This is a genomic window from Vibrio sp. 03_296, assembly GCF_002265885.1.
The window spans coordinates 1-21,019 of record NZ_NPKW01000054.1; the positions used below are offsets into that span (position 1 = coordinate 1).

At 46.5% G+C, this 21,019-nt stretch carries 23 protein-coding genes; 21 read left to right on the forward strand and 2 right to left on the reverse strand.

The genetic code is table 11. From position 1 onward, the window contains the following. Both CIK04_RS05400 and suhB read right to left on the reverse strand, forming a co-directional pair. Positions 1–168: transposase domain-containing protein (locus CIK04_RS05400; RefSeq protein WP_176463288.1), on the reverse strand; the 168-nt coding region annotated here is incomplete at its 3' end. 135 nt (positions 169–303) lie between these two features. Continuing rightward, entirely contained in the window at positions 304–1,107 is an 804-nt protein-coding gene (suhB, locus tag CIK04_RS05405) for an inositol-1-monophosphatase (protein WP_011078540.1), read from the reverse strand. A gap of 244 nt (positions 1,108–1,351) precedes the next feature. On the opposite strand from suhB, the gene trmJ reads away from it, so the two are divergent. The 21 genes from trmJ (at position 1,352) to CIK04_RS05510 (ending at position 21,019) form a co-directional block, all read left to right on the forward strand. Further along, positions 1,352–2,080: a tRNA (cytosine(32)/uridine(32)-2'-O)-methyltransferase TrmJ gene (gene trmJ, locus CIK04_RS05410; RefSeq protein WP_097353351.1), complete on the forward strand. Its 729-nt coding sequence runs from the start codon at positions 1,352–1,354 to the stop codon at positions 2,078–2,080. A 117-nt stretch (positions 2,081–2,197) separates the two neighbouring features. Next, positions 2,198–2,704, forward strand: coding sequence for a Fe-S cluster assembly transcriptional regulator IscR (gene iscR, locus CIK04_RS05415; RefSeq protein WP_013572351.1), 507 nt, complete (start codon positions 2,198–2,200; stop codon positions 2,702–2,704). 30 nt (positions 2,705–2,734) lie between these two features. After that, positions 2,735–3,949, forward strand: a complete 1,215-nt coding sequence (locus CIK04_RS05420) for an IscS subfamily cysteine desulfurase (RefSeq protein WP_013572350.1) — start codon at positions 2,735–2,737, stop codon at positions 3,947–3,949. Between the two features lie 43 nt (positions 3,950–3,992). Then, entirely contained in the window at positions 3,993–4,376 is a 384-nt protein-coding gene (gene iscU, locus CIK04_RS05425) for a Fe-S cluster assembly scaffold IscU (protein WP_011078536.1), read from the forward strand. 72 nt (positions 4,377–4,448) lie between these two features. After that, a complete protein-coding gene (gene iscA, locus CIK04_RS05430) occupies positions 4,449–4,772 on the forward strand; it encodes an iron-sulfur cluster assembly protein IscA (protein ID WP_011149601.1) in 324 nt (107 codons plus the stop codon). A 60-nt stretch (positions 4,773–4,832) separates the two neighbouring features. Continuing rightward, positions 4,833–5,348: a co-chaperone HscB gene (hscB, locus tag CIK04_RS05435; protein WP_039449967.1), complete on the forward strand. Its 516-nt coding sequence runs from the start codon at positions 4,833–4,835 to the stop codon at positions 5,346–5,348. A gap of 21 nt (positions 5,349–5,369) precedes the next feature. Further along, positions 5,370–7,223: a Fe-S protein assembly chaperone HscA gene (hscA, locus tag CIK04_RS05440; RefSeq protein ID WP_017789359.1), complete on the forward strand. Its 1,854-nt coding sequence runs from the start codon at positions 5,370–5,372 to the stop codon at positions 7,221–7,223. Between the two features lie 11 nt (positions 7,224–7,234). Further along, entirely contained in the window at positions 7,235–7,573 is a 339-nt protein-coding gene (gene fdx / locus CIK04_RS05445) for an ISC system 2Fe-2S type ferredoxin (RefSeq protein WP_011078532.1), read from the forward strand. Between the two features lie 80 nt (positions 7,574–7,653). Further along, positions 7,654–7,848 carry a Fe-S cluster assembly protein IscX gene (gene iscX, locus CIK04_RS05450; RefSeq protein ID WP_011078531.1) on the forward strand — a complete coding sequence of 65 codons (195 nt, stop codon included), beginning with the start codon at positions 7,654–7,656 and terminating at the stop codon, positions 7,846–7,848. 152 nt (positions 7,849–8,000) lie between these two features. Next, entirely contained in the window at positions 8,001–9,299 is a 1,299-nt protein-coding gene (gene pepB, locus CIK04_RS05455) for an aminopeptidase PepB (RefSeq protein WP_097353352.1), read from the forward strand. Between the two features lie 63 nt (positions 9,300–9,362). Next, a complete protein-coding gene (ndk, locus tag CIK04_RS05460) occupies positions 9,363–9,788 on the forward strand; it encodes a nucleoside-diphosphate kinase (RefSeq protein ID WP_011078529.1) in 426 nt (141 codons plus the stop codon). 196 nt (positions 9,789–9,984) lie between these two features. After that, positions 9,985–11,109, forward strand: coding sequence for a bifunctional tRNA (adenosine(37)-C2)-methyltransferase TrmG/ribosomal RNA large subunit methyltransferase RlmN (locus CIK04_RS05465; protein ID WP_011078528.1), 1,125 nt, complete (start codon positions 9,985–9,987; stop codon positions 11,107–11,109). A 364-nt stretch (positions 11,110–11,473) separates the two neighbouring features. Then, complete coding sequence (gene rodZ, locus CIK04_RS05470) at positions 11,474–12,436, forward strand: cytoskeleton protein RodZ (protein WP_097353353.1); 963 nt, start codon at positions 11,474–11,476, stop codon at positions 12,434–12,436. A gap of 5 nt (positions 12,437–12,441) precedes the next feature. After that, a complete protein-coding gene (gene ispG, locus CIK04_RS05475; RefSeq protein WP_097353354.1) occupies positions 12,442–13,560 on the forward strand; it encodes a flavodoxin-dependent (E)-4-hydroxy-3-methylbut-2-enyl-diphosphate synthase in 1,119 nt (372 codons plus the stop codon). A gap of 35 nt (positions 13,561–13,595) precedes the next feature. After that, complete coding sequence (gene hisS, locus CIK04_RS05480) at positions 13,596–14,864, forward strand: histidine--tRNA ligase (RefSeq protein WP_017419982.1); 1,269 nt, start codon at positions 13,596–13,598, stop codon at positions 14,862–14,864. Between the two features lie 69 nt (positions 14,865–14,933). Then, positions 14,934–15,548 (forward strand): YfgM family protein, encoded by a 615-nt coding sequence (locus tag CIK04_RS05485; RefSeq protein WP_045627619.1) that lies wholly within the window; start codon positions 14,934–14,936, stop codon positions 15,546–15,548. Between the two features lie 12 nt (positions 15,549–15,560). Then, complete coding sequence (gene bamB / locus CIK04_RS05490) at positions 15,561–16,721, forward strand: outer membrane protein assembly factor BamB (protein ID WP_017789354.1); 1,161 nt, start codon at positions 15,561–15,563, stop codon at positions 16,719–16,721. Positions 16,722–16,922: 201 nt separating this feature from the next. After that, positions 16,923–18,413, forward strand: coding sequence for a ribosome biogenesis GTPase Der (gene der / locus CIK04_RS05495; protein ID WP_017419985.1), 1,491 nt, complete (start codon positions 16,923–16,925; stop codon positions 18,411–18,413). A 122-nt stretch (positions 18,414–18,535) separates the two neighbouring features. Further along, positions 18,536–19,411 carry a metal-dependent hydrolase gene (locus tag CIK04_RS05500; protein WP_097353355.1) on the forward strand — a complete coding sequence of 292 codons (876 nt, stop codon included), beginning with the start codon at positions 18,536–18,538 and terminating at the stop codon, positions 19,409–19,411. 328 nt (positions 19,412–19,739) lie between these two features. Beyond that, positions 19,740–20,762, forward strand: a complete 1,023-nt coding sequence (locus CIK04_RS05505; RefSeq protein ID WP_097353356.1) for a sensor domain-containing diguanylate cyclase — start codon at positions 19,740–19,742, stop codon at positions 20,760–20,762. Between the two features lie 26 nt (positions 20,763–20,788). Further along, positions 20,789–21,019 (forward strand): zinc ribbon domain-containing protein, encoded by a 231-nt coding sequence (locus tag CIK04_RS05510; RefSeq protein WP_097353357.1) that lies wholly within the window; start codon positions 20,789–20,791, stop codon positions 21,017–21,019.

The window sequence follows — 21,019 nt, forward strand, 5'->3', positions numbered from 1 at the left end:
AAGAACCATATCACTAGGTAAACGACGTCGACGAATTGTCGCTTTATCGGAAAGTGTTGCCGCTTTAGCAACCCACTCATCAGGAATATGCTCGGAGAAGGTGGTTAGCTGAGCGACATCAACAGGACTCTCTTCAAGAAAGTCAGCAAAATAGTTTTGGATAGACATAAAAAATCGGAAACCTATAAACAGGTTTCCGATTGTCTCTCATCAGAAGGATCGGTCAACCGATCCTTATCTGATCTACATTGCCCGCATAATGCGAGGGCTTATTCAAAAGTAATCAGCGTGACGGGCTAGAGATTACTTAAGAATCGCTTCGTTGCCGTTTTCACGGATGTGTTTCAGTAGTGATTTAACACCACGAGCACTTGATGCAACAACGTTACCTGACTTGATGTATTCTGTACCGCCAGCAAAGTCAGTGATGATCGCGCCTGCTTCACGAGCAATCAGTTCACCTGCAGCGATATCCCAAGGTTTTAGGCCTAGCTCAAAGTAACCATCTACACGGCCAGCTGCCACGTAACATAGATCAAGTGCAGCTGAGCCAGCGCGGCGGAAATCTGCCACTTCTACAAACATCGCAGACATGATCTTGAAGTAAGACTCTGAGTGTTGCTTTTGCTTGAATGGGAAACCTGTTGCGATGATTGCGCCTTGAAGGTCTTTTGGTTGTTTAACGCGGATACGTGCGTTGTTAAGTTGAGCGCCAGCACCACGTTGAGCGGTGAATAGCTCGTTTAGCATTGGGTCGTATACACAAGCAACTTCGGTTTTGCCTTTGATGCGTACCGCGATTGAAACAGCGAAGTGAGGCAAACCTTTTACAAAGTTTGTCGTGCCATCCAGTGGGTCGATGATCCATTGCACATCTTTATCTTTACCGTTGATCAGGCCGTTTTCTTCAGCCACGATGCAATGCTCAGGGTATGAGCTCTTGATGGTGTCGATGATGATTGTTTCAGCTTCTTTATCTACGTTAGTCACAAAGTCGTTTGTGCCTTTTAGTGTAGATTCAATCTTCTCAACGTTTTCTAGTGATTTAGCAATATGGTTACCTGCTTTTCGCGCAGCGCGAATAGCAATGTTTAGCATTGGATGCATACGATTTTCCCAACGGATGTTAAAGAACAAATAAAAGCGGCGGGGAGTATACCAGAGAAAACCCAAAAGGGAAGTGGTTAATTTTTGTTCTTTTGAGGTTGACTGGTGTGACGAAACTCAAGAAATCGTTTACATGAAAAAGGGAAGAGAGGGCGTGAGGCCTGTTCTCATCATATCCAATATAGGGTGTGGGAAAAAACTATGATAAAATCCCGCGGTTTGAAATCAGCCATTGAAAGTTTGCATGTTAGATAAAGTAAAAGTCGTCCTTGTTGGTACCTCTCACTCCGGAAATATTGGGTCTGCAGCTCGTGCCATGAAGGTGATGGGTTTATCGCAGCTTGTGCTTGTTCAGCCTGAATGTGAGGTTGACGCTCAAGCCATCGCTTTGGCATCGGGAGCGGCGGATATCGCATTGAATGCCTTAGTGGTGAATTCGTTAGAAGAAGCGGTGGCCGATTGTGCGCTGGTTGTCGGTTCGAGTGCCCGCTCTCGTACCCTTGAATGGCCGATGTTGGAACCGTTTGAATGTGCGGAAAAGTTTGTCCAAGAGGGGCAAACGAGTCATGTGGCTTTGGTGTTTGGCCGTGAGCGTACTGGTCTCACAAACGATGAGCTTCAACGCTGCCATTATCACGTTTGTATTCCTGCAAACCCAGAATACAGCTCATTGAATCTCGCGATGGCAGTACAGACCTTAAGTTACGAAGTTCGTATGGCTTATTTGCGTCATCAACAAAGCCAGTATCCAACGCAAGAAACTGCGGAATACCCACGCCACAGTGAACTTGAACTGTTTTATCAGCACTTAGAGAAAGTGTTACTGACAACCGAATTTGTGCGAGCTGATCAACCTAACCAAGTCATGAATAAAATGCGCCGACTGTTCAGCCGAGCTCGTCCAGAAGCGCAAGAGTTGAACATTTTGCGTGGCATTTTGACTTCGTTAGAAAAGAGCATCAATAAGCAATAGTATCCCTGCTATTCATAGGGATGAATACCTGACTATTTTAGTCAAATAAATACTTGACCATTTTAGTCGGGTATGGAAAAATCCGTATCATTACAAACAGTGTGGATACGGTGTGATATGAAACTGACATCTAAAGGAAGATATGCGGTAACGGCAATGCTGGATGTGGCACTGCATTCGCAAAAAAGTCCTGTACCTCTGGCAGATATTTCCGAGCGTCAGGGGATTTCGCTCTCTTACTTAGAGCAACTTTTTTCCAAATTGCGTAAAGCAGGTTTGGTTGCGAGTGTTCGTGGTCCTGGCGGAGGTTACCGTCTTGGCGCAGACGCATTTACCATTTCAATTGGAACGGTGATCGCGGCCGTTGACGAATCGGTTGACGCAACTAAGTGTCAGGGCAAAGGAGATTGCCAAGGCGGCACTCGCTGCCTTACTCATACACTTTGGCGTGACCTGAGTTCGCGCATTACAGACTTCCTAAACAACATCACGCTTGGCGAGCTCATGAGTGATAATGAAGTCATCGAAATTTCCGACCGTCAGGATATTGATCTTGCGGTAAATCATGGGTTGGCTAACAAAACAATTAACACCGCGCCCATCGGTGTAAATTTCCGCTCTTAAGCGGCCAAAAAGTTTACATTGGAGTGAAGAATGAAACTGCCTATTTATCTAGACTATTCGGCAACTTGCCCGGTAGATCCACGTGTCGCTGAGAAAATGGTTCAGTACATGACGATGGATGGTACCTTTGGTAACCCAGCGTCACGTTCTCATCGCTACGGTTGGCAGGCAGAAGAAGCGGTTGATACCGCGCGTGAGCAAATCGCAGAATTGTTGAATGCCGACCCTCGTGAAATTGTGTTTACATCTGGTGCAACAGAATCAGATAACCTAGCGATCAAAGGCGCAGCTCACTTCTACTCAAAACAAGGTAAGCACGTCATTACTAGCAAAACTGAGCATAAAGCCGTACTGGATACTTGCCGTCAGCTTGAGCGTGAAGGTTTTGAAGTGACTTATCTCGAGCCTGAATCAAATGGTCTTATCAGCCTAAGCAAGCTTGAAGCCGCAATGCGTGACGACACTGTTCTTGTGTCTATTATGCACGTGAACAATGAAATTGGTGTGATTCAAGATATTGAAGCCATTGGCGAACTTTGCCGTTCTCGTAAAATCATTTTCCACGTCGATGCAGCGCAGTCAGCGGGCAAAGTGGCGATTGATGTACAGAAGCTAAAAGTAGACTTGATCTCGCTGTCTGCACATAAGATTTACGGTCCGAAAGGTATCGGCGCGCTTTATGTACGCCGTAAGCCACGTATTCGTCTTGAGGCTCAAATGCATGGTGGTGGTCATGAACGTGGTTTCCGTTCAGGTACGCTACCGACTCACCAAATTGTTGGCATGGGTGAAGCTTTCCGTATCGCCAAGCTTGATATGGAAAAAGATTACCAACATGCGTTAGCGCTTCGTAACCGTCTGTTAGATGGCGTGAAAGACATGGAAGCGGTGACCATCAACGGCGATCTTGAGCAGCGTGTTCCACACAACTTGAACATCAGCTTTGCTTTTGTTGAAGGTGAGTCGTTACTGATGTCTCTAAAAGATCTTGCTGTATCGTCAGGCAGTGCTTGTACTTCAGCGAGTCTAGAGCCTTCTTATGTGCTGCGTGCTCTCGGTCTAAATGATGAGTTAGCACATAGCTCGATTCGTTTCTCTTTTGGCCGTTTTACCACGGAAGAAGAGATCGACTACGCAATTGAACAAATCCGTGTAGCGGTTGAAAAGCTGCGCGACATGTCTCCTCTATGGGATATGTACAAGGAAGGAATTGATCTCAACACGGTTGAGTGGGCTCACCACTAAGATCAATTCATAGACAAGTTATAGAGGATTCGAGGTAAATATCATGGCATACAGCGAAAAAGTAATTGATCACTATGAGAACCCACGTAACGTTGGTTCGTTTGACAAAGAAGATCCATCGGTAGGTAGCGGCATGGTTGGTGCTCCTGCATGTGGTGACGTAATGAAACTGCAAATCAAAGTAACGCCAGAAGGCATCATTGAAGACGCAAAGTTCAAGACTTACGGTTGTGGTAGTGCGATTGCATCAAGCTCATTGGTTACCGAATGGGTAAAAGGCAAGAGCATCGAAGAAGCGGCTTCGATCAAAAACTCGGAAATTGCAGAAGAGCTTGAATTGCCACCAGTGAAAGTGCACTGTTCAATTCTTGCAGAAGATGCAATTAAAGCCGCAGTGGCTGACTACAAGAAAAAACACCAACTTTAAGGTTTTTTTTGAGGTTATAATGGGGGCCTTATGCTCCCATTCCATTGGTAAACTATTTAACTAAGGTGCAGTATGGCCGTTACATTAACAGATTCCGCAGCAAATCGAGTAAGAGCATTCCTAGATAACCGAGGCAAAGGCATTGGTTTACGTTTAGGTGTGAAGACGACTGGTTGTTCGGGTATGGCCTATGTCCTTGAGTTTGTTGACGAACTGAATGAAGAAGACGAAGTGTTTGAACATTCAGGCGTTAAGGTGATTATCGATAAAAAGAGCTTGGTGTACCTCGACGGCACGCAACTTGACTACGTAAAAGAAGGGTTGAATGAAGGCTTTGAATTCAACAACCCAAATGCGAAAAGTGAATGTGGTTGCGGTGAAAGCTTCAACGTCTAATGACTGAAATTCTGAGCCGTTACCGTCGGCTCAGAAGGTTTATTCAAGGACCATAGATCAATGAATCACTTTGAATTGTTTGGGCTACCACCTCAGTTTTCGCTGGATGGTAGCCTTCTTTCTTCTCAGTTCCGAGAATTGCAAAAACGCTTCCATCCGGACAATTTTGCGACCGCTTCTGAACGCGATCGTTTGTTAGCGGTGCAAAAAGCAGCGCAAATTAATGACGCTTACCAGGTGCTGAAAAATCCCATTTCTCGTGCGGAATACCTTTTGTCGCAAAACGGTTTAGAAATCCGCGGTGAGCAGCAAACCATGCAAGATCCCATGTTTCTGATGGAACAGATGGAATTGCGTGAAGAGTTGGAAGAGATCCCTCAAAGCTCAGATGCTGAGAGTGCTTTGGCTGCGTTTGATGCCAGAGTGAGCAAAATGTACAAACAACATCTCGCAACGATTGAGCAAGAGCTGAATGACGCTCAGTGGCCACAAGCCGCCGATCGCGTACGTAAGCTGAAATTTATTGCCAAACTAAAGAATGAAATAGAGCTAGTGGAAGAGAAACTCTTCGGCTAGTTTGAAAAACAAGGATCCATCATGGCATTACTTCAAATCGCAGAACCGGGCCAAAGCTCGGCACCTCATGAGCACAAAAGAGCAGCCGGTATCGATCTTGGTACCACCAACTCTTTGGTCGCTTCAGTCAGAAGCGGCACCGCAGACACTTTGAAAGATGCTCAAGGTCGTAGTCTTCTTCCATCGATTGTTAATTATGCTAATGACGAGGCGATTGTCGGTTACGCGGCGAAAGCACTGTCTGAATCTCAGCCGCAAGATACCATTATCTCGGTAAAACGCTTATTGGGTCGTTCGTTAACGGACATTCAGACTCGTTATCCTTCTTTGCCTTATCGTTTTAAAGCCAGTGAGAATGGTTTGCCTGTTCTTGAGACGACTCAAGGGGACAAAAACCCAATTGAAGTTTCTGCCGATATCCTAAAAGTGCTAGCAAAACGCGCAGAAGAGAGCCTCGGTGGTGAGCTTTCTGGTGTCGTCATTACCGTTCCTGCCTACTTTGATGATGCGCAGCGAGCTGGCACTAAAGATGCAGCGAAACTTGCTGGCCTGCATGTGCTTCGCTTACTGAACGAACCGACTGCCGCCGCCATTGCGTATGGTTTAGATTCTGGTCAAGAAGGGGTCATTGCGGTCTACGATTTGGGTGGTGGTACATTTGATATCTCAATTTTGCGCCTTTCAAAAGGGGTGTTTGAAGTGCTGGCCACCGGCGGTGATTCTGCGTTGGGTGGCGATGATTTTGACCATCTGTTGGCCGATTTTCTTGCCGAGCAAGCGGGCTTAGAGATGCCTTTGAGCGCAGAAAAAAACCGCACCCTACTGAACATTGCGACGACCACTAAGATTGCCTTCTCTGAGCAAGACTCAGTTGAAGTGGATATCTTTGGTTGGAAAGGAATAGTTACGCGTGAGCAATTTGAAGAGCTGATTCGTCCGCTTGTGAAAAAAACGCTGATGTCCTGCCGTCGAGCGTTGAAAGACGCAGATGTGGACGCTGACGAAGTACTTGAAGTGGTCATGGTTGGCGGTTCTACTCGCACTTTATTGGTTCGCGAAATGGTGGGTGAGTTCTTTGGTCGCACACCATTAACCAACATCAACCCTGATGAAGTGGTTGCCATTGGCGCTGGTATTCAAGCGGATATTCTGGCGGGCAACAAGCCTGATTCTGAAATGCTATTGCTGGATGTGATCCCTCTTTCGTTGGGGATTGAAACCATGGGTGGTTTGGTTGAGAAAATCATTCCTCGCAATACCACCATTCCGGTAGCACGCGCTCAAGAGTTCACCACGTTTAAAGATGGCCAAACCGCAATGAGCGTTCATATTGTTCAAGGTGAACGTGAGATGGTGGATGACTGTCGTTCGCTCGCTCGCTTTTCACTCAAAGGCATTCCGCCAATGGCTGCGGGTGCTGCTCATATTCGCGTTACCTACCAAGTGGATGCAGATGGCCTGCTGTCAGTGACCGCGATGGAGAAAAGCACAGGTGTTCAATCAGAAATCCAAGTGAAGCCATCTTATGGTCTGAGTGATGACGAAGTGGCGAACATGCTTCGTGACTCAATGACGTATGCCAAAGAAGACATGCAAGCTCGCGCTTTAGCTGAGCAACGTGTAGAAGCGGATCGAGTGATTGAAGGTCTTATTGCCGCGATGCAAGCTGACGGGGATGAGCTACTCAGCGAAGCTGAAAAAGCCACCTTACTGCAAGCGATTGAATCCTTGATTGAACTGCGCAATGGCAACGAAGCGAATGCGATTGAGCAAGGTATTAAAGACACTGACAAAGCGAGCCAAGATTTTGCCTCTCGTCGAATGGATAAGTCTATTCGTGCAGCACTGGCTGGCCAGTCAATTGACACTATTTAAGAGTAACAACTATGCCTAAGATTATTGTATTGCCTCATGAAGATTTGTGCCCAGAAGGTGCCGTGCTAGAAGCAAACAGTGGTGACACAGTATTAGATGTGGCACTGAAAAATGGGATTGCGATTGAGCACGCGTGTGAGAAGTCTTGTGCTTGTACTACGTGTCACGTCATCATTCGTGAAGGCTTTGATTCACTTGAAGAAAGCGATGAGTTAGAAGATGACATGCTCGACAAAGCGTGGGGCCTCGAGCCAGAATCGCGTTTAGGCTGCCAAGCGAAAGTAGCGGATGAAGACCTAGTGGTTGAGATTCCAAAATACACGCTCAACCACGCATCGGAAGACCATTAATCGATGGTCACGCAGTTCGTTGGGCCTATTGGCCTAGCGAACACATACCCAAGTGACTAATTTTTCGAAGGAAGATGAGTATGAAATGGACAGATTCACGTGATATCGCCATCGAGCTCTGTGAACGATTTCCAGATATGGATCCAAAAACGGTGCGTTTTACCGATCTGCATCAGTGGATTTTAGAGATTGAAGATTTTGATGACGAGCCCAATCATTCCAATGAAAAGATCCTCGAAGCAGTGATTCTTTGCTGGTTGGATGAATGGGAATAAATCCAGCCCAGTTAACAAAATTCATCAAAAAAAGCGGACCTTTAGGTCCGTTTTTTTATCAATTTGACATTTCTACCCTACATAATGCTAACATCCGTGAGTTATTCAAATAGAAAGGCGTAGGTAACGCCGTTATAAGGCAAGGAGAAACCATGTCTACACAGATGTCTGTATTTTTAAGTCACGAAGTCGCAGCTCCACAGTGGGGCGATAAAGCACTGGTATCATTCAATGAGCAGGGCGCTCTTATCCATACAGGCGAAAGCACGGATTTAATTAAAATCCAACGCGCAGCGCGCAAGTTTGATGTGCAAGGCATCAAGAACGTATTTCTAGATGGCGATGGTTGGGATGTGGAAGCGATTTGGGCTTTCCACCAAGGTTATCGCAATCCAAAAAAATACAGTCAAGTTGAGTGGGTTGCGTTAGAAGAGAAAGCACAAGCAGAGCTGGAAGCTCGCATTAAAGCCACTGAGTTTACTCGCGATATCATTAACAAACCGGCGGAAGAAGTCGCCCCACGTCAACTTGCGACGATGGCGGCAGAGTTCATTCGTTCTGTGGCTCCTGAAGGCACAGTGACAGCGCGTATCGTAAAAGATAAAGATCTGCTTGCTGAAGGCTGGGAAGGCATTTACGCCGTAGGCCGTGGTTCTGATCGCACTTCAGCGATGCTTCAACTCGACTTTAACCCAACGGGTGATGCAAATGCCCCTGTTTGGGCGTGTTTAGTCGGAAAAGGCATTACTTTTGACTCGGGCGGCTACAGTATCAAAGCGTCCAATTTCATGGATTCAATGAAAGCGGACATGGGCGGTTCAGGTACGATCACGGGTGGTTTGGGCTTAGCGATCATGCGCGGACTGAACAAGCGCGTAAAACTGATCCTATGCTGTGCGGAGAATATGATTTCTGGCCGAGCGTTGAAACTGGGTGATGTGATTACCTACAAAAACGGTAAGACGGTTGAAATCATGAACACCGATGCGGAAGGTCGCTTGGTGCTGGCAGATGGCCTGATTTACGCCTCGGAACAAAATCCAGAGTTGATCATTGATTGTGCGACTTTAACGGGCGCGGCGAAAAATGCACTAGGTAACGATTACCACGCACTATTGACGTTTGACCAAGCACTGGCGCAAGAAGCACTAAAGTCAGCAGCAGAAGAAAAAGAAGGCTTGTGGCCACTGCCACTAGCAGAATTCCATCGTGAAATGCTGCCATCAAACTTTGCCGACCTGTCTAATATCGGCGGCGGTGACTACTCTCCTGGTGCCAGCACGGCGGCGGCATTTCTTTCTTACTTTGTGCAAGATTACCAAACAGGTTGGTTGCACTTCGATTGTTCGGGCACTTACCGTAAGGCCGCTAGCGACAAATGGTCTGCGGGTGCGACAGGTATGGGGGTTTGCACTCTGGCCAACCTGTTAGTGGCACAAGCGAATAAGTAATACTTCACAGCAGTCCAATTGGGCTGCTGACTATAACAACGACATGAAATAAAGGGACACCTTATGGCTCTAGAAAGAACATTTTCGATCATTAAGCCTGACGCTGTAGAACGTAACTTAATCGGTGAAATTTACCACCGTATTGAGAAGGCGGGATTACGCATCATCGCGGCAAAAATGGTGCATCTTAATGATGAACAAGCAAGTGGCTTTTATGCTGAGCATGAAGGAAAAGAATTTTTTCCAGCATTGAAAGAGTTCATGACTTCAGGACCCATCATGGTTCAGGTTCTAGAAGGCGAAAATGCCATTGCACGTTACCGTGAGTTGATGGGTAAAACCAACCCAGAAGAAGCGGCTTGTGGCACCATTCGCGCCGACTATGCATTGAGTATGCGTCACAACTCCGTGCACGGTAGTGACAGCCCAGCATCAGCAGCGCGTGAAATTGCGTTTTTCTTCCCAGAGTCAGAAATCTGTCCTCGTTAAGCGGTTTGAATAAGTCGATGAATTCCCAAGCCCAGCACGCAAGCTGGGCTTTTTTCTGACTCAGGAAAAGTGTGGTGATATTTTAATCGTTTGGTTTTATCGCCTTAGCATCTTCGTGGTTTTACAGCCCTTGTTGTCACTGCATAAAGCCTGTACAATTCGCGCCCTTAATCTTGTTCAGTCATTGAGAGGCACCATGAGCACTGAAAAAATTAATCTACTCGACTTTGATCGCAAAGGCATGCGTGAACTGTTCGCCCAAGAGTTAGGCGAAAAAGCGTTTCGTGCTGATCAGGTAATGAAGTGGATCTACCATTTCGGTGTCGATGATTTCGATAACATGACCAACATCAACAAGCAGTTGAGAGAGAAGCTTAAGCAGAAATGCGAGATCGTCGCCCCTGTTGTTTCAGAAGCTCAACACTCATCAGATGGCACCATCAAATGGGCCATGCGTGTTGGTGATCAAGATGTTGAAACGGTCTATATCCCAGAAGAAGACCGCGCAACGCTTTGTGTTTCATCTCAAGTGGGTTGTGCACTGGAATGTAAATTCTGCTCAACGGCGCAGCAAGGTTTCAACCGTAACTTAAAAGTGTCAGAAATCATCGGTCAGGTGTGGCGTGCGGCACGTGAGGTAGGGCTTGAGAAAGAGACTGGACGTCGTCCGATCACCAACGTGGTGATGATGGGCATGGGCGAACCGTTGCTGAACATGAAAAACCTCATTCCGGCTTTGGAAATTATGCTGGATGATCTGGGCTTTGGTCTCTCTAAACGCCGCGTGACAGTGTCGACTTCGGGTGTGGTTTCTGGCTTAGATCAGATGACGGGCAAAATTGACGTCGCACTGGCGATTTCTTTGCATGCACCTAATGACAAATTGCGCAGTGAAATTATGCCGATCAACGATCGTTGGGATATTCAGGATTTCTTAGCATCGGTGCGTCGTTACATTGCTTCTTCCAATGCCAACCGCGGTAAAGTGACGGTGGAATACGTGCTACTTGATCATGTTAACGATGGTACTGAACATGCTCATGAGCTTGCGCAGTTGATGAAGGATACACCTTGTAAAATCAACTTGATTCCATTTAACCCATACCCAGGCTCACCGTATAAGAAACCAAGCAACTCACGTATTGATCGTTTCCAAAAGACATTGATGCAATATGAGCATACGGTGACGATTCGTAAGACGCGCGGTGATGATATTGATGCCGCATGTGGTCAGTTAGTGGGGGACGTGATCGACCGAACCAAGCGTACCGCCATGCTGAAAGCGGCCAAAGGTGAGACCATCGAGGTTAAGGCGCTATAAGCTACCATTTTCTTATTAAACAGCCAGAGCTTCGCTCTGGCTGTTTTGCTTCTAATCGTAATTTTTTGCTTGTTTGGTGGATTTTCCATGCCGAATTGGACGATATATCGAATTTCTTGTGTCAAACTTTGGACAAAAGCTTGAGCTAAAGGTAAATTTCTCAGCATAGAGTTTTTGTCAATAACACAGTTTGGCTTATCATGTTTAAAGCTGCAGCTGTATTTTGGCAGTGTAGGTTGGCTAATAAAATAATTAGGGCTGCGTCCAAAGCACCGCGGCAAACTTTTTCCAAAGTTCAGTGCAAACCAAGAACGATGAATAATAAGCGCACTTAACTTTCATTATTTGAAGATTTTAGACAGTTATGACTACAGATAACGATTTTTCACAAGACAGTGCCACAGAATCTCTCGCCATTGAACAAGTCGGTACCTTGCTCAAACGCAAACGCGAATCAATGGGTTACACGCAAAAACAAGTCGCAGATCGATTACGTTTACGTGTTAACGTGATTGAACAGATTGACGATAACCAGTTTGAAAGTGGCCAAGTGGCGACTTTTACTCGCGGGTATTTACGTTCTTACGCCAGATTGGTTGGCCTTGATGAAAAAATCATTCTTGATGCGTTAGACAATACAGGTGACGCACAGCACCAAGAGCAGGAGATGCAGAGCTTCTCACGTAAAACCAATACGGAGAAACACAATAGCCGCATCATGCTGATTACTTGGGGTATTTTCATCATTATTACGGGGATTTCTTCACTTTGGTGGTGGCAAAATCAGCAAGAGAACAGCTTAGCTCAGTCGGTCAATCAAGCCGCTCAACTTGAAGACGCGGTGATCGAAGAGAGTGAACCTCCACTCATTGATGATGTGGTGATGCAGGAGATGGATGCGACGACAGAGAGCAATGAGCAAAACGAAGTGAGCTCAGAGGAAAGTCCGGCATCGCCTGAAAGTGTAGAAGCCTTGGAAGTCGAGACTTTAGAGCCGATAGTTGAAGCAGAAGCTGACGCTGAATCGCAAGTTGAACCTCAAGCGGCAGTGGTTGAGGTTGCATCTGAAGCCCCCCAAGCCAATGGTGAAACTGCCTTAACAATGGCTTTTCGTTCGGACTGCTGGGTTCAAGTTAAAGACGCCAGTGGTAAGACATTGATTTCTGGCATCCGCAAATCGGGTCAAGATTTAAACCTATCTGGTCAGGCCCCTTTTAACGTTATTTTGGGCGCGCCAGAAGGCGTGACCATGACATTTGCAAGTGAACCTGTCGACCTTTCTCGGTATACTGCAGGCAAAGTAGCTCGATTCACCTTACCTTTGTAAAGATTATGCACAACGTATCTCCAATTATCCGTCGTAAATCGACGCGAATTTATGTGGGCGATGTTCCAATCGGTGATGGTGCGCCAATCGCGGTGCAATCCATGACCAATACTCGCACCACGGACGTAGCAGCAACCGTTGCTCAAATTAAAGCATTGGAAAATGTCGGCGCCGACATTGTTCGTGTTTCTGTTCCGACGATGGATGCGGCTGAAGCTTTCAAGCTGATTAAACAGCAAGTATCGATTCCATTAGTTGCTGATATTCATTTTGATTATCGTATCGCACTGAAAGTGGCCGAATACGGGGTGGATTGTTTACGCATCAACCCTGGCAACATTGGTAATGAAGAGCGTATTCGCTCAGTCGTTGATTGTGCGCGTGACAAAAACATACCAATTCGCATCGGTGTCAACGGTGGGTCGCTAGAGAAAGATCTGCAAATGAAGTATGGCGAGCCGACACCAGAAGCTTTGGTCGAGTCTGCTATGCGTCATGTTGATATTCTTGATCGCCTCAACTTTGATCAATTTAAAGTCAGTGTCAAAGCGTCAGACGTTTTCCTAGCGGTGGATTCCTACCGACTGTTGGCGAAGAAAATCGATCAACCTCTGCATCTCGGCATTACGGAAGCGGGTGGTGCTCGCGCTGGTGCTGTGAAATCGGCGGTTGGCTTAGGCATGCTTTTAGCGGAAGGTATTGGTGATACGCTACGTATCTCTTTGGCGGCGAACCCCGTTGAAGAGATTAAAGTGGGTTTTGATATTCTTAAGTCATTGCGAATTCGTTCGCGAGGCATCAACTTTATCGCGTGTCCATCGTGTTCACGTCAGGAATTTGATGTCATCAGCACGGTCAATGCACTGGAAGAGCGACTGGAAGACATCATTACGCCGATGGATGTCTCCATCATTGGTTGCGTTGTGAATGGTCCGGGTGAAGCAGAGGTATCGCATCTCGGTCTGGCTGGCAGCAACAAGAAGAGCGCTTTTTACGAAGATGGTAAACGTCAAAAAGAGCGCTTCGACAACGAAGATCTGGTGAATCAACTAGAAGCTAAGATCCGTGCAAAGGCTGCGCGCATGGATGAAAGCAACCGCATCGATATTAAAGTGCAGAACTAAATCTCAACGAAGTCATTCAAATTACGGTAATTATTGTGGCAAAAACAATCCAAGCAATTCGAGGCATGAATGATTGTCTCCCAACTCAATCACCACTGTGGCAGAAGCTAGAAGGCGCAGTGAAGAACGTAATTAGCGCATACGGTTACAATGAAATGCGCATGCCAATCGTTGAGATGACGCATCTATTTAGCCGTGCTATTGGCGAAGTGACCGATGTGGTGGAAAAAGAGATGTACACCTTTGAAGACCGTAATGGTGACAGCTTAACATTGCGCCCTGAAGGCACCGCAGGTTGTGTGCGTGCTGGTATTGAAAACGGTTTGCTGTACAACCAAGAGCAGCGCGTTTGGTACATGGGTCCTATGTTCCGCCACGAGCGTCCGCAAAAAGGTCGTTACCGTCAGTTCCACCAGTGTGGTGTAGAAGTATTTGGTCTTAATGGTCCTGATGTCGATGCTGAGCTCATCATGATGACTGCGCGTCTTTGGCGTGAACTTGGCATTGATAAACATGTGCGTCTAGAGCTGAACTCGATTGGTTCGTTGGAAGCGCGCGCAAACTATCGCACTGCACTGATCGCATTTCTTGAGCAACATATCGATGTGTTGGATGAAGATTGCAAACGTCGTATGCATACTAACCCACTACGTGTATTGGATACCAAGAATCCAGATGTACAAGCGATTTTGGGCGATGCGCCACGTCTATCTGACTACCTAGACACAGAGTCAACGCAACATTTTGCGGGTTTGTGTGAACTTCTTGACGCTGCGGGTATCGAATACACAGTCAATGAACGCTTGGTTCGTGGTCTGGATTACTACAACCGCACGGTTTTTGAATGGATCACGGAAAGCCTAGGCTCTCAAGGTACCGTTTGTGGTGGTGGCCGTTATGATGGCCTAGTAGAGCAACTTGGTGGCAAAGCCACACCTGCGGTGGGTTTTGCGATGGGCTTAGAGCGTTTAGTGCTAATGTTGGAAACGTTAGAGCTGACGGATGTTCGTCGTAGTGTGGACGTTTACGTCGTCACTGCGGGTGAAGGCACTATGATGGCTGGCATGAAGTTGGCAGAGCAAGTGCGTGAAGCCATTCCTGGGGTTCGCGTGATGAACCACTTTGGTGGTGGTAACTTTAAGAAACAATTTAAACGTGCTGACAAAGTAGGTGCGGTCGTAGCCCTAGTACTGGGTGAGAATGAAGTTGCAGACAACACCGTTGTATTGAAAGATCTCGCTGGTGGTGAGCAAGTTACGTATTCACAGCAAGAGATTGCCAGCAAAATTGCTGAGCTGATTTAAGCTCTGGCAACAGTCACAACAATGGCAGCGGATTCGCTGCCATTGAATCAGTTTTAAAGAGGACAGGAAGTGGAAGTTTACAATACTGAAGAAGAGCAAGTTGAAGCGATAAAAGATTGGTGGAAAGAGAACGGCAAAGCCGTGATCATCGGTGCCGTTGTTGGTCTCGGTGGTCTATTTGGCTGGCGTTACTACCAAGATAGCGTAACGCAAGCGCGTGAAGCCGCTTCACAAAATTATACTTCCGCAATTAATGCATTACAGGCGAAAGGCGCTGAAGCGGCTGCGGATGTTGAAGCTTTCATTGCCTCCAATGATGTCAAAGAGTATTCGGTACTGGCGGCGTTACAACTGGCTAAAGCACAAGTAACCGCTGGTGATCTTAATGCTGCGCTAACCCAGCTAAAATGGGCTCAGAGCAACAGCAAAGATGCGGCTCTTATTCCGTTAACGACTTACCGTATTGCGCGAGTAGAAGCAGAGTTAGGCAATTTTGATGCAGCGAAAGCGGAGCTAGCAAAAGTCACAGATGCTAGCTGGGCGGGCCGTGTAGCAGAATTGCGTGGTGATATTGCTTTGCGTCAGGGTGACAAAGAAGCCGCTTATGCTGCTTATTCTGAAGCGCAACAAGCCGCTGATGCAGGCCAAACTCTGCAAATGAAATTGGATGATCTGGCAAAATAAGGACTTCATGGCATGAAGAAAATGGTCAGGAAAGCCTTATTAGGCATGATTACAGTGGGTGTGTTGGCGGGTTGTGCCAGTGAAGAAGACACCATTGTAATGGCACCATTGCCACAGGTGAATAGCCAGTTCACACCGCAATCAGCTTGGAGTACCAGTGTGGGTGATGGTGTCGGCCATTACTTCTCTAAACTCTCACCTGAATATGCTTACGACAAGCTATTTATCGCCAGTCGTGATGGTGTGGTCAGAGCGTTGGATCCGACATCAGGTAAGCAATTGTGGAGCCAAAACGTCAAGCAAGGCGACACAGCGAGATTGTCTGGTGGCTTAACTGCGGCTTACGGCCATGTCTACATTGGCAGTGAAAATGGTGATCTGATCGCTTTGGACGAAGCGAGTGGCGAGGTCTCTTGGCGCATCGCTGTGGTCGGCGAGATCTTAGCAAAGCCCGTTGCTGAAAATGGTCTAGTGATTGTGAATACCAGCAATGGCGTTTTGATGGCATTCGACCAAGATAATGGTGAACAAAAGTGGACCATCAGCACCGAAGTACCTAACTTGACTCTGCGCGGCGATAGTACGCCGACGGCGGTATCAGGTGGCGTATTTTGGGGAACGGCGAATGGCCGTTTAGCGGCCGCTATCGTCGAGCGTGGTCAGTTGATTTGGCAACAGCCAGTTGGTACACCGAAAGGCGCGACTGAAATCGACCGCTTGGTGGATGTGGATTCATCGCCAATCGTGCTTGGCGGAATGCTTTACGTTGTCGGTTACAATGGCCAACTTATCGCACTTGATTTACGTTCTGGCAATGCCGTTTGGAAGCGTAATTATTCGTCAGCGATTGATATGGCGACCGATGGCAGTCGACTTTTTGTTGTCACTGACAAAGATCATGTGGTTGCTGTCGATGCACGTAGCGGAACGGAGCTATGGCAAAATGAACAGCTAGAGTATCGTTTGTTGACCGCCCCAGTGATGGTAAACAACTACTTAGTCGTTGGAGACAGCCAAGGCTATTTGCATTGGTTGGATCGCACCACTGGTGAGTTCGTGGCTCAGCAGATGATCAATGACAGTGGTTTCGCTGTTGGTCCAACGGTATTGCCAGATGGTTATGTCATTACCACGCGCAATGGCGATGTAAAGAAACTGACGATCAACGAATAATATCGTGATATAATTCACATTCGGCTCCTGGCTGGTGACAGTTAGGAGCCGTTTTGTTGCTAATTTTTAATAACACGCTGCAAAGTTCAACATTGCAGTTGTGACAAGACGATTGTGGTTATAGGTAAAAAGCTGGTTTGAAATGCTATCAAGCAAGTGGTTACCTATAACTACAGATCAAAGATTATTGTAGAGGTTGTTATGATACCTGTTGTTGCTCTAGTCGGTCGTCCAAACGTAGGTAAATCTACGTTGTTTAACCGATTGACTCGCTCTCGTGACGCATTGGTGGCGGACTTTCCTGGTCTGACTCGTGACCGTAAATATGGTCAAGCCAAAGTAGGTGAGCACGACTTTATTGTGATTGATACGGGTGGTATCGATGGTTCTGAAGAAGGCGTTGAAACCAAAATGGCAGAACAGTCACTTGCTGCGATTCGCGAAGCTGACGTTGTGTTGTTTATGGTGGATGGCCGCGCAGGATTGACGCCATCCGATGAGGCGATTGCTGCCCATTTACGTAAAATCGAAAAAGCCACCATGCTGGTGGTGAACAAAGTGGACGGCATCGATGCGGATGCTGCCAGCGCAGACTTTTGGCAACTGGGCGTTGATGAGATGTACCAAATTGCCGCTGCGCATGGTCGTGGTGTGACTGCGCTGATTGAACGTGCACTTGATCCATTCTTTGACAATCTTCTCAGTGCTAACAGCGAAGGTGAGATCGAAGATCTGACCGATATGGAAGATGAAGACGCAGAGCAGCAAGAGTACTCTGAAGAAGACGCCGAAGAGTCACTGAAGCGACTGCAAGATCAGCCAATTAAGCTCGCGATTATTGGTCGTCCAAACGTGGGTAAATCAACGCTGACTAACCGTATTTTGGGTGAAGAACGCGTTGTTGTCTACGACATGCCAGGAACCACGCGTGACTCCATTTACATTCCAATGGAACGTGATGGTCGCGAATACGTGTTGATCGACACCGCAGGTGTTCGTCGTCGCGGTAAAGTACATGAAACGGTTGAAAAATTCTCTGTTGTTAAAACATTGAAAGCCGTTGAAGACGCCAACGTTGTACTGTTAGTGATTGATGCTCGTGAAAACATCTCGGATCAGGATTTGAGCTTATTGGGCTTCGCACTTAATGCGGGTCGTTCTATCGTACTGGCCGTGAACAAGTGGGATGGCTTGGATAACGAAGTGAAAGAGAATGTGAAGAAAGAGCTCGATCGTCGTCTTGGCTTCGTCGATTTTGCTCGCATTCACTTCATCTCTGCGTTGCACGGTACTGGCGTAGGCCATTTGTTTGAATCAGTACAAGAAGCTTACCGCTCTGCAACCACTCGTGTAGGGACATCGGTACTGACGCGCATCATGAAGATGGCAACAGAAGATCACCAACCACCGATGGTTCGTGGCCGTCGTGTGAAACTGAAATATGCGCACGCTGGTGGTTATAACCCACCAATCGTGGTGATCCATGGTAACCAAGTTCGCGAATTACCGGATTCTTACAAACGTTATCTAATGAACTACTTCCGTAAGTCACTAGATATCATGGGTACGCCGATTCGTATTCAGTTCCAAAACAGTGATAACCCGTTTGAGAACCGTGTCAACAAGATGACCCTTTCTCAAGAGCGTGCACGTAAGCGCATGATGAGTGCGGTAAAAAATCGCAAGAAATAATCTGAACTGTGTTTGATGCCCAAGTTTTACTTGGGCATTTTTTTATTTTCCGTTTCCCAATATGGATAACATGTCCACATCATTCATTGAGCGGATGATGCCTCATCGTTGAGATAAGAAATATGCAGATAACACCCACTAAGGTTCGCTTTTGTCATCAGATCTGGCAGTTGGAGAGCGACATTGTACTCACTTCAGTCAATGAACATTCTCTTTATGTCGTGACTCAGCAAACGCCATTTCATCCGGTCAGTCATATTTGGCCAGATCATCCTGCAGATCGGGGGAGCCTTATCGCGGATGGCAAAGAATGGCCAATCATCGGTTGTTGGGTTGGCGCTGTAGAGTGTTCAACGGGGCAACTGTTTGTTGATCAAGCGATACCTGTAAAGCGAGATACAGAGGGATGGAGCTTCGTAGTGGTTCATGAAATTGAAGCCCAGCTTGGGCAACTTGCAGTTGGAAGCAAAGTACGATTGAGTGTCGACAAAGAATATCAACAAAGTCTGAGTCGAGGTCACAGTGCAGGGCATTTAGCCTACCTGGCATTGAATAAAGTCTTGGCACAAGGTTACTGGCGCAAAGATGCCGATCGCAAAGACCCTCATGGCTACTATGATTTTAACAGTTATGCTCAAGAGAGTAGCTTTGTGACGCCAGAGTGTTGTTTAGATACCTATCGACTGGGAAAAACGCTACGCAAAAGAGGGCTGAACAGTGCTGATGTTGTGGAAAATATTCACGAGATTGAATCCGAGGTCAATGTACAGCTTGAGCGCTGGCTTGCTCGCGGAGCCGAAATATTCATGAACTGTCATGGCGAATATTTAACCGACTCTCGTTACTGGCAATGTGATTTGGGAGAAGCATCAACGGCGATTATCCCTTGTGGGGGAACGCATGCTGCTGGGTTGAGCGAAATGAAAGAGATTGCCGTTACATTGGTGCTGTTGGATGAGCAGACCATTGAAATGCACACGCAAGTCACGCCCAACTGAGGAAAATGATCTTTATATAAAAAACCAAAAATACAGATTTAAATATCAATATGTAGAGTTTTGTGTTGTTTGAAATTGAAATGCAGCATATGTAACTTATGCTTTCGGGGTGTGGTTATATAAATGTTCTTTTTTAGGCAGATCGCTGATCAAAATAAAATAACCAGACGATCAAGATAAGATCCGATAAGCGTGTTTAAGGTCTGATTATTAATGTTATCGTTCTGTTAAATTCGTGCTAACCATACCCTAGAGTTGCTGAGTGAATCAACAACACTAGGGTAAATCATAATAATATTGAGTAAAGTTAGTACACTAGAGCGCTGTTATGGATAGCATGAGACTTTTGGACGCCCATAGGTCGATCAATCAATTATTGGGGAAGTTAGCCTTAGGCTTGGAGAAAGATCAGTTAAATCGAGAAATTGTATCCTTATCAGAGCATTTGTTTGGATCTCGTAAGGCCTCGATTTTGAAGCTGGATCCACAGCACAATACACTGCATCTTGAATACGCCCCGAATCTTCCTGATTTCTACAATCAAGCAATTGAAGGTGTCGAGATTGGTGAAAGGGTAGGATCGTGCGGAGCCGCAGCTTATAGCGGAAAGTCCGTGGTTGTGAGTGATATTGAGAGTCACCCGAATTGGCAGCCCTACGCCGAGTTAGCGAAAGCGGCGAATGTGGCGGCATGTTGGTCCGTCCCGATTGTTTCCCGACAAGATAAAGTGCTGGGTACCTTTGCCATCTACAGCGACATGCCTTCTAAACCAGCAAAAGAAGAACTGGAAATCTTGGATCTTCTCGCTGCGCTTTATTCAATAGCACTAGAAAAGTACCAATTAGAAGAACAACTTCACTATCACGTTAATCGAGATCCTCTGACGCAGTGTTATAACCGTCGAATCTTCTACTTGGAATCCGAACCTTTGCTAGAGACAGCTCGGCACAATGAGTATGGGATTGGCTGTTTTTTTATTGATGTTGATGAGTTTAAATACATCAACGACCGGTTTGGCCATGATGTTGGCGATGCCGTGTTAATCAACTTAGCCAACTGGTTGATGGCGCAGTTTCCTCAACAAGCTGTCATTTCTCGTTACGGAGGCGATGAGTTTGTTGCGATTTGCTCATTTGTGCACAAGCAGGCGTTCCAAGTGTTTTATCAGCAATTACAAAGCAAGATCAAAATGTTTTTCTTGATAGAAGATTATTCTGTTTCGGTCAGTATTGGCGCGGACTATGCGGAAGGTGAGTCTTTGGCCAACGTGGATGCACTTATTCGCCAAGCTGACATCTGCATGTATCAAGTGAAGCGTGCTCACCAAACCGTGAGCGCAAGATTGAATTGATCTCATAGTGACAACGAGAAAAGAAAATGAACGAGAATCATTGCCCGATTTGCCAGCAAGAGCTGGAGTGGAATGGACAGTATCACTGCCAACAATGTGATAAAGAGTTTACCAAGCTTGGCTTTTGCCCAGAATGTGAGGCTGAATTAGAGAAGCTGCAAGCATGCGGTGCGGCGAGTTATTTCTGTAATCACTGCAACGAGCTCAAATCGAAATCAAGAATCCGCTTTCAGTTCAAAGAGAAAACCGAAGAATAA

Coding starts and splice junctions, on each gene's coding strand:
- suhB (WP_011078540.1), bottom strand. CDS start 1,107: ATGCATCCAATGCTAAACATTGCTATTCGCGCTGCGCGAAAAGCAGGT.
- trmJ (WP_097353351.1), top strand. CDS start 1,352: ATGTTAGATAAAGTAAAAGTCGTCCTTGTTGGTACCTCTCACTCCGGA.
- iscR (WP_013572351.1), top strand. CDS start 2,198: ATGAAACTGACATCTAAAGGAAGATATGCGGTAACGGCAATGCTGGAT.
- CIK04_RS05420 (WP_013572350.1), top strand. CDS start 2,735: ATGAAACTGCCTATTTATCTAGACTATTCGGCAACTTGCCCGGTAGAT.
- iscU (WP_011078536.1), top strand. CDS start 3,993: ATGGCATACAGCGAAAAAGTAATTGATCACTATGAGAACCCACGTAAC.
- iscA (WP_011149601.1), top strand. CDS start 4,449: ATGGCCGTTACATTAACAGATTCCGCAGCAAATCGAGTAAGAGCATTC.
- hscB (WP_039449967.1), top strand. CDS start 4,833: ATGAATCACTTTGAATTGTTTGGGCTACCACCTCAGTTTTCGCTGGAT.
- hscA (WP_017789359.1), top strand. CDS start 5,370: ATGGCATTACTTCAAATCGCAGAACCGGGCCAAAGCTCGGCACCTCAT.
- fdx (WP_011078532.1), top strand. CDS start 7,235: ATGCCTAAGATTATTGTATTGCCTCATGAAGATTTGTGCCCAGAAGGT.
- iscX (WP_011078531.1), top strand. CDS start 7,654: ATGAAATGGACAGATTCACGTGATATCGCCATCGAGCTCTGTGAACGA.
- pepB (WP_097353352.1), top strand. CDS start 8,001: ATGTCTACACAGATGTCTGTATTTTTAAGTCACGAAGTCGCAGCTCCA.
- ndk (WP_011078529.1), top strand. CDS start 9,363: ATGGCTCTAGAAAGAACATTTTCGATCATTAAGCCTGACGCTGTAGAA.
- CIK04_RS05465 (WP_011078528.1), top strand. CDS start 9,985: ATGAGCACTGAAAAAATTAATCTACTCGACTTTGATCGCAAAGGCATG.
- rodZ (WP_097353353.1), top strand. CDS start 11,474: ATGACTACAGATAACGATTTTTCACAAGACAGTGCCACAGAATCTCTC.
- ispG (WP_097353354.1), top strand. CDS start 12,442: ATGCACAACGTATCTCCAATTATCCGTCGTAAATCGACGCGAATTTAT.
- bamB (WP_017789354.1), top strand. CDS start 15,561: ATGAAGAAAATGGTCAGGAAAGCCTTATTAGGCATGATTACAGTGGGT.
- der (WP_017419985.1), top strand. CDS start 16,923: ATGATACCTGTTGTTGCTCTAGTCGGTCGTCCAAACGTAGGTAAATCT.
- CIK04_RS05500 (WP_097353355.1), top strand. CDS start 18,536: ATGCAGATAACACCCACTAAGGTTCGCTTTTGTCATCAGATCTGGCAG.
- CIK04_RS05505 (WP_097353356.1), top strand. CDS start 19,740: ATGGATAGCATGAGACTTTTGGACGCCCATAGGTCGATCAATCAATTA.
- CIK04_RS05510 (WP_097353357.1), top strand. CDS start 20,789: ATGAACGAGAATCATTGCCCGATTTGCCAGCAAGAGCTGGAGTGGAAT.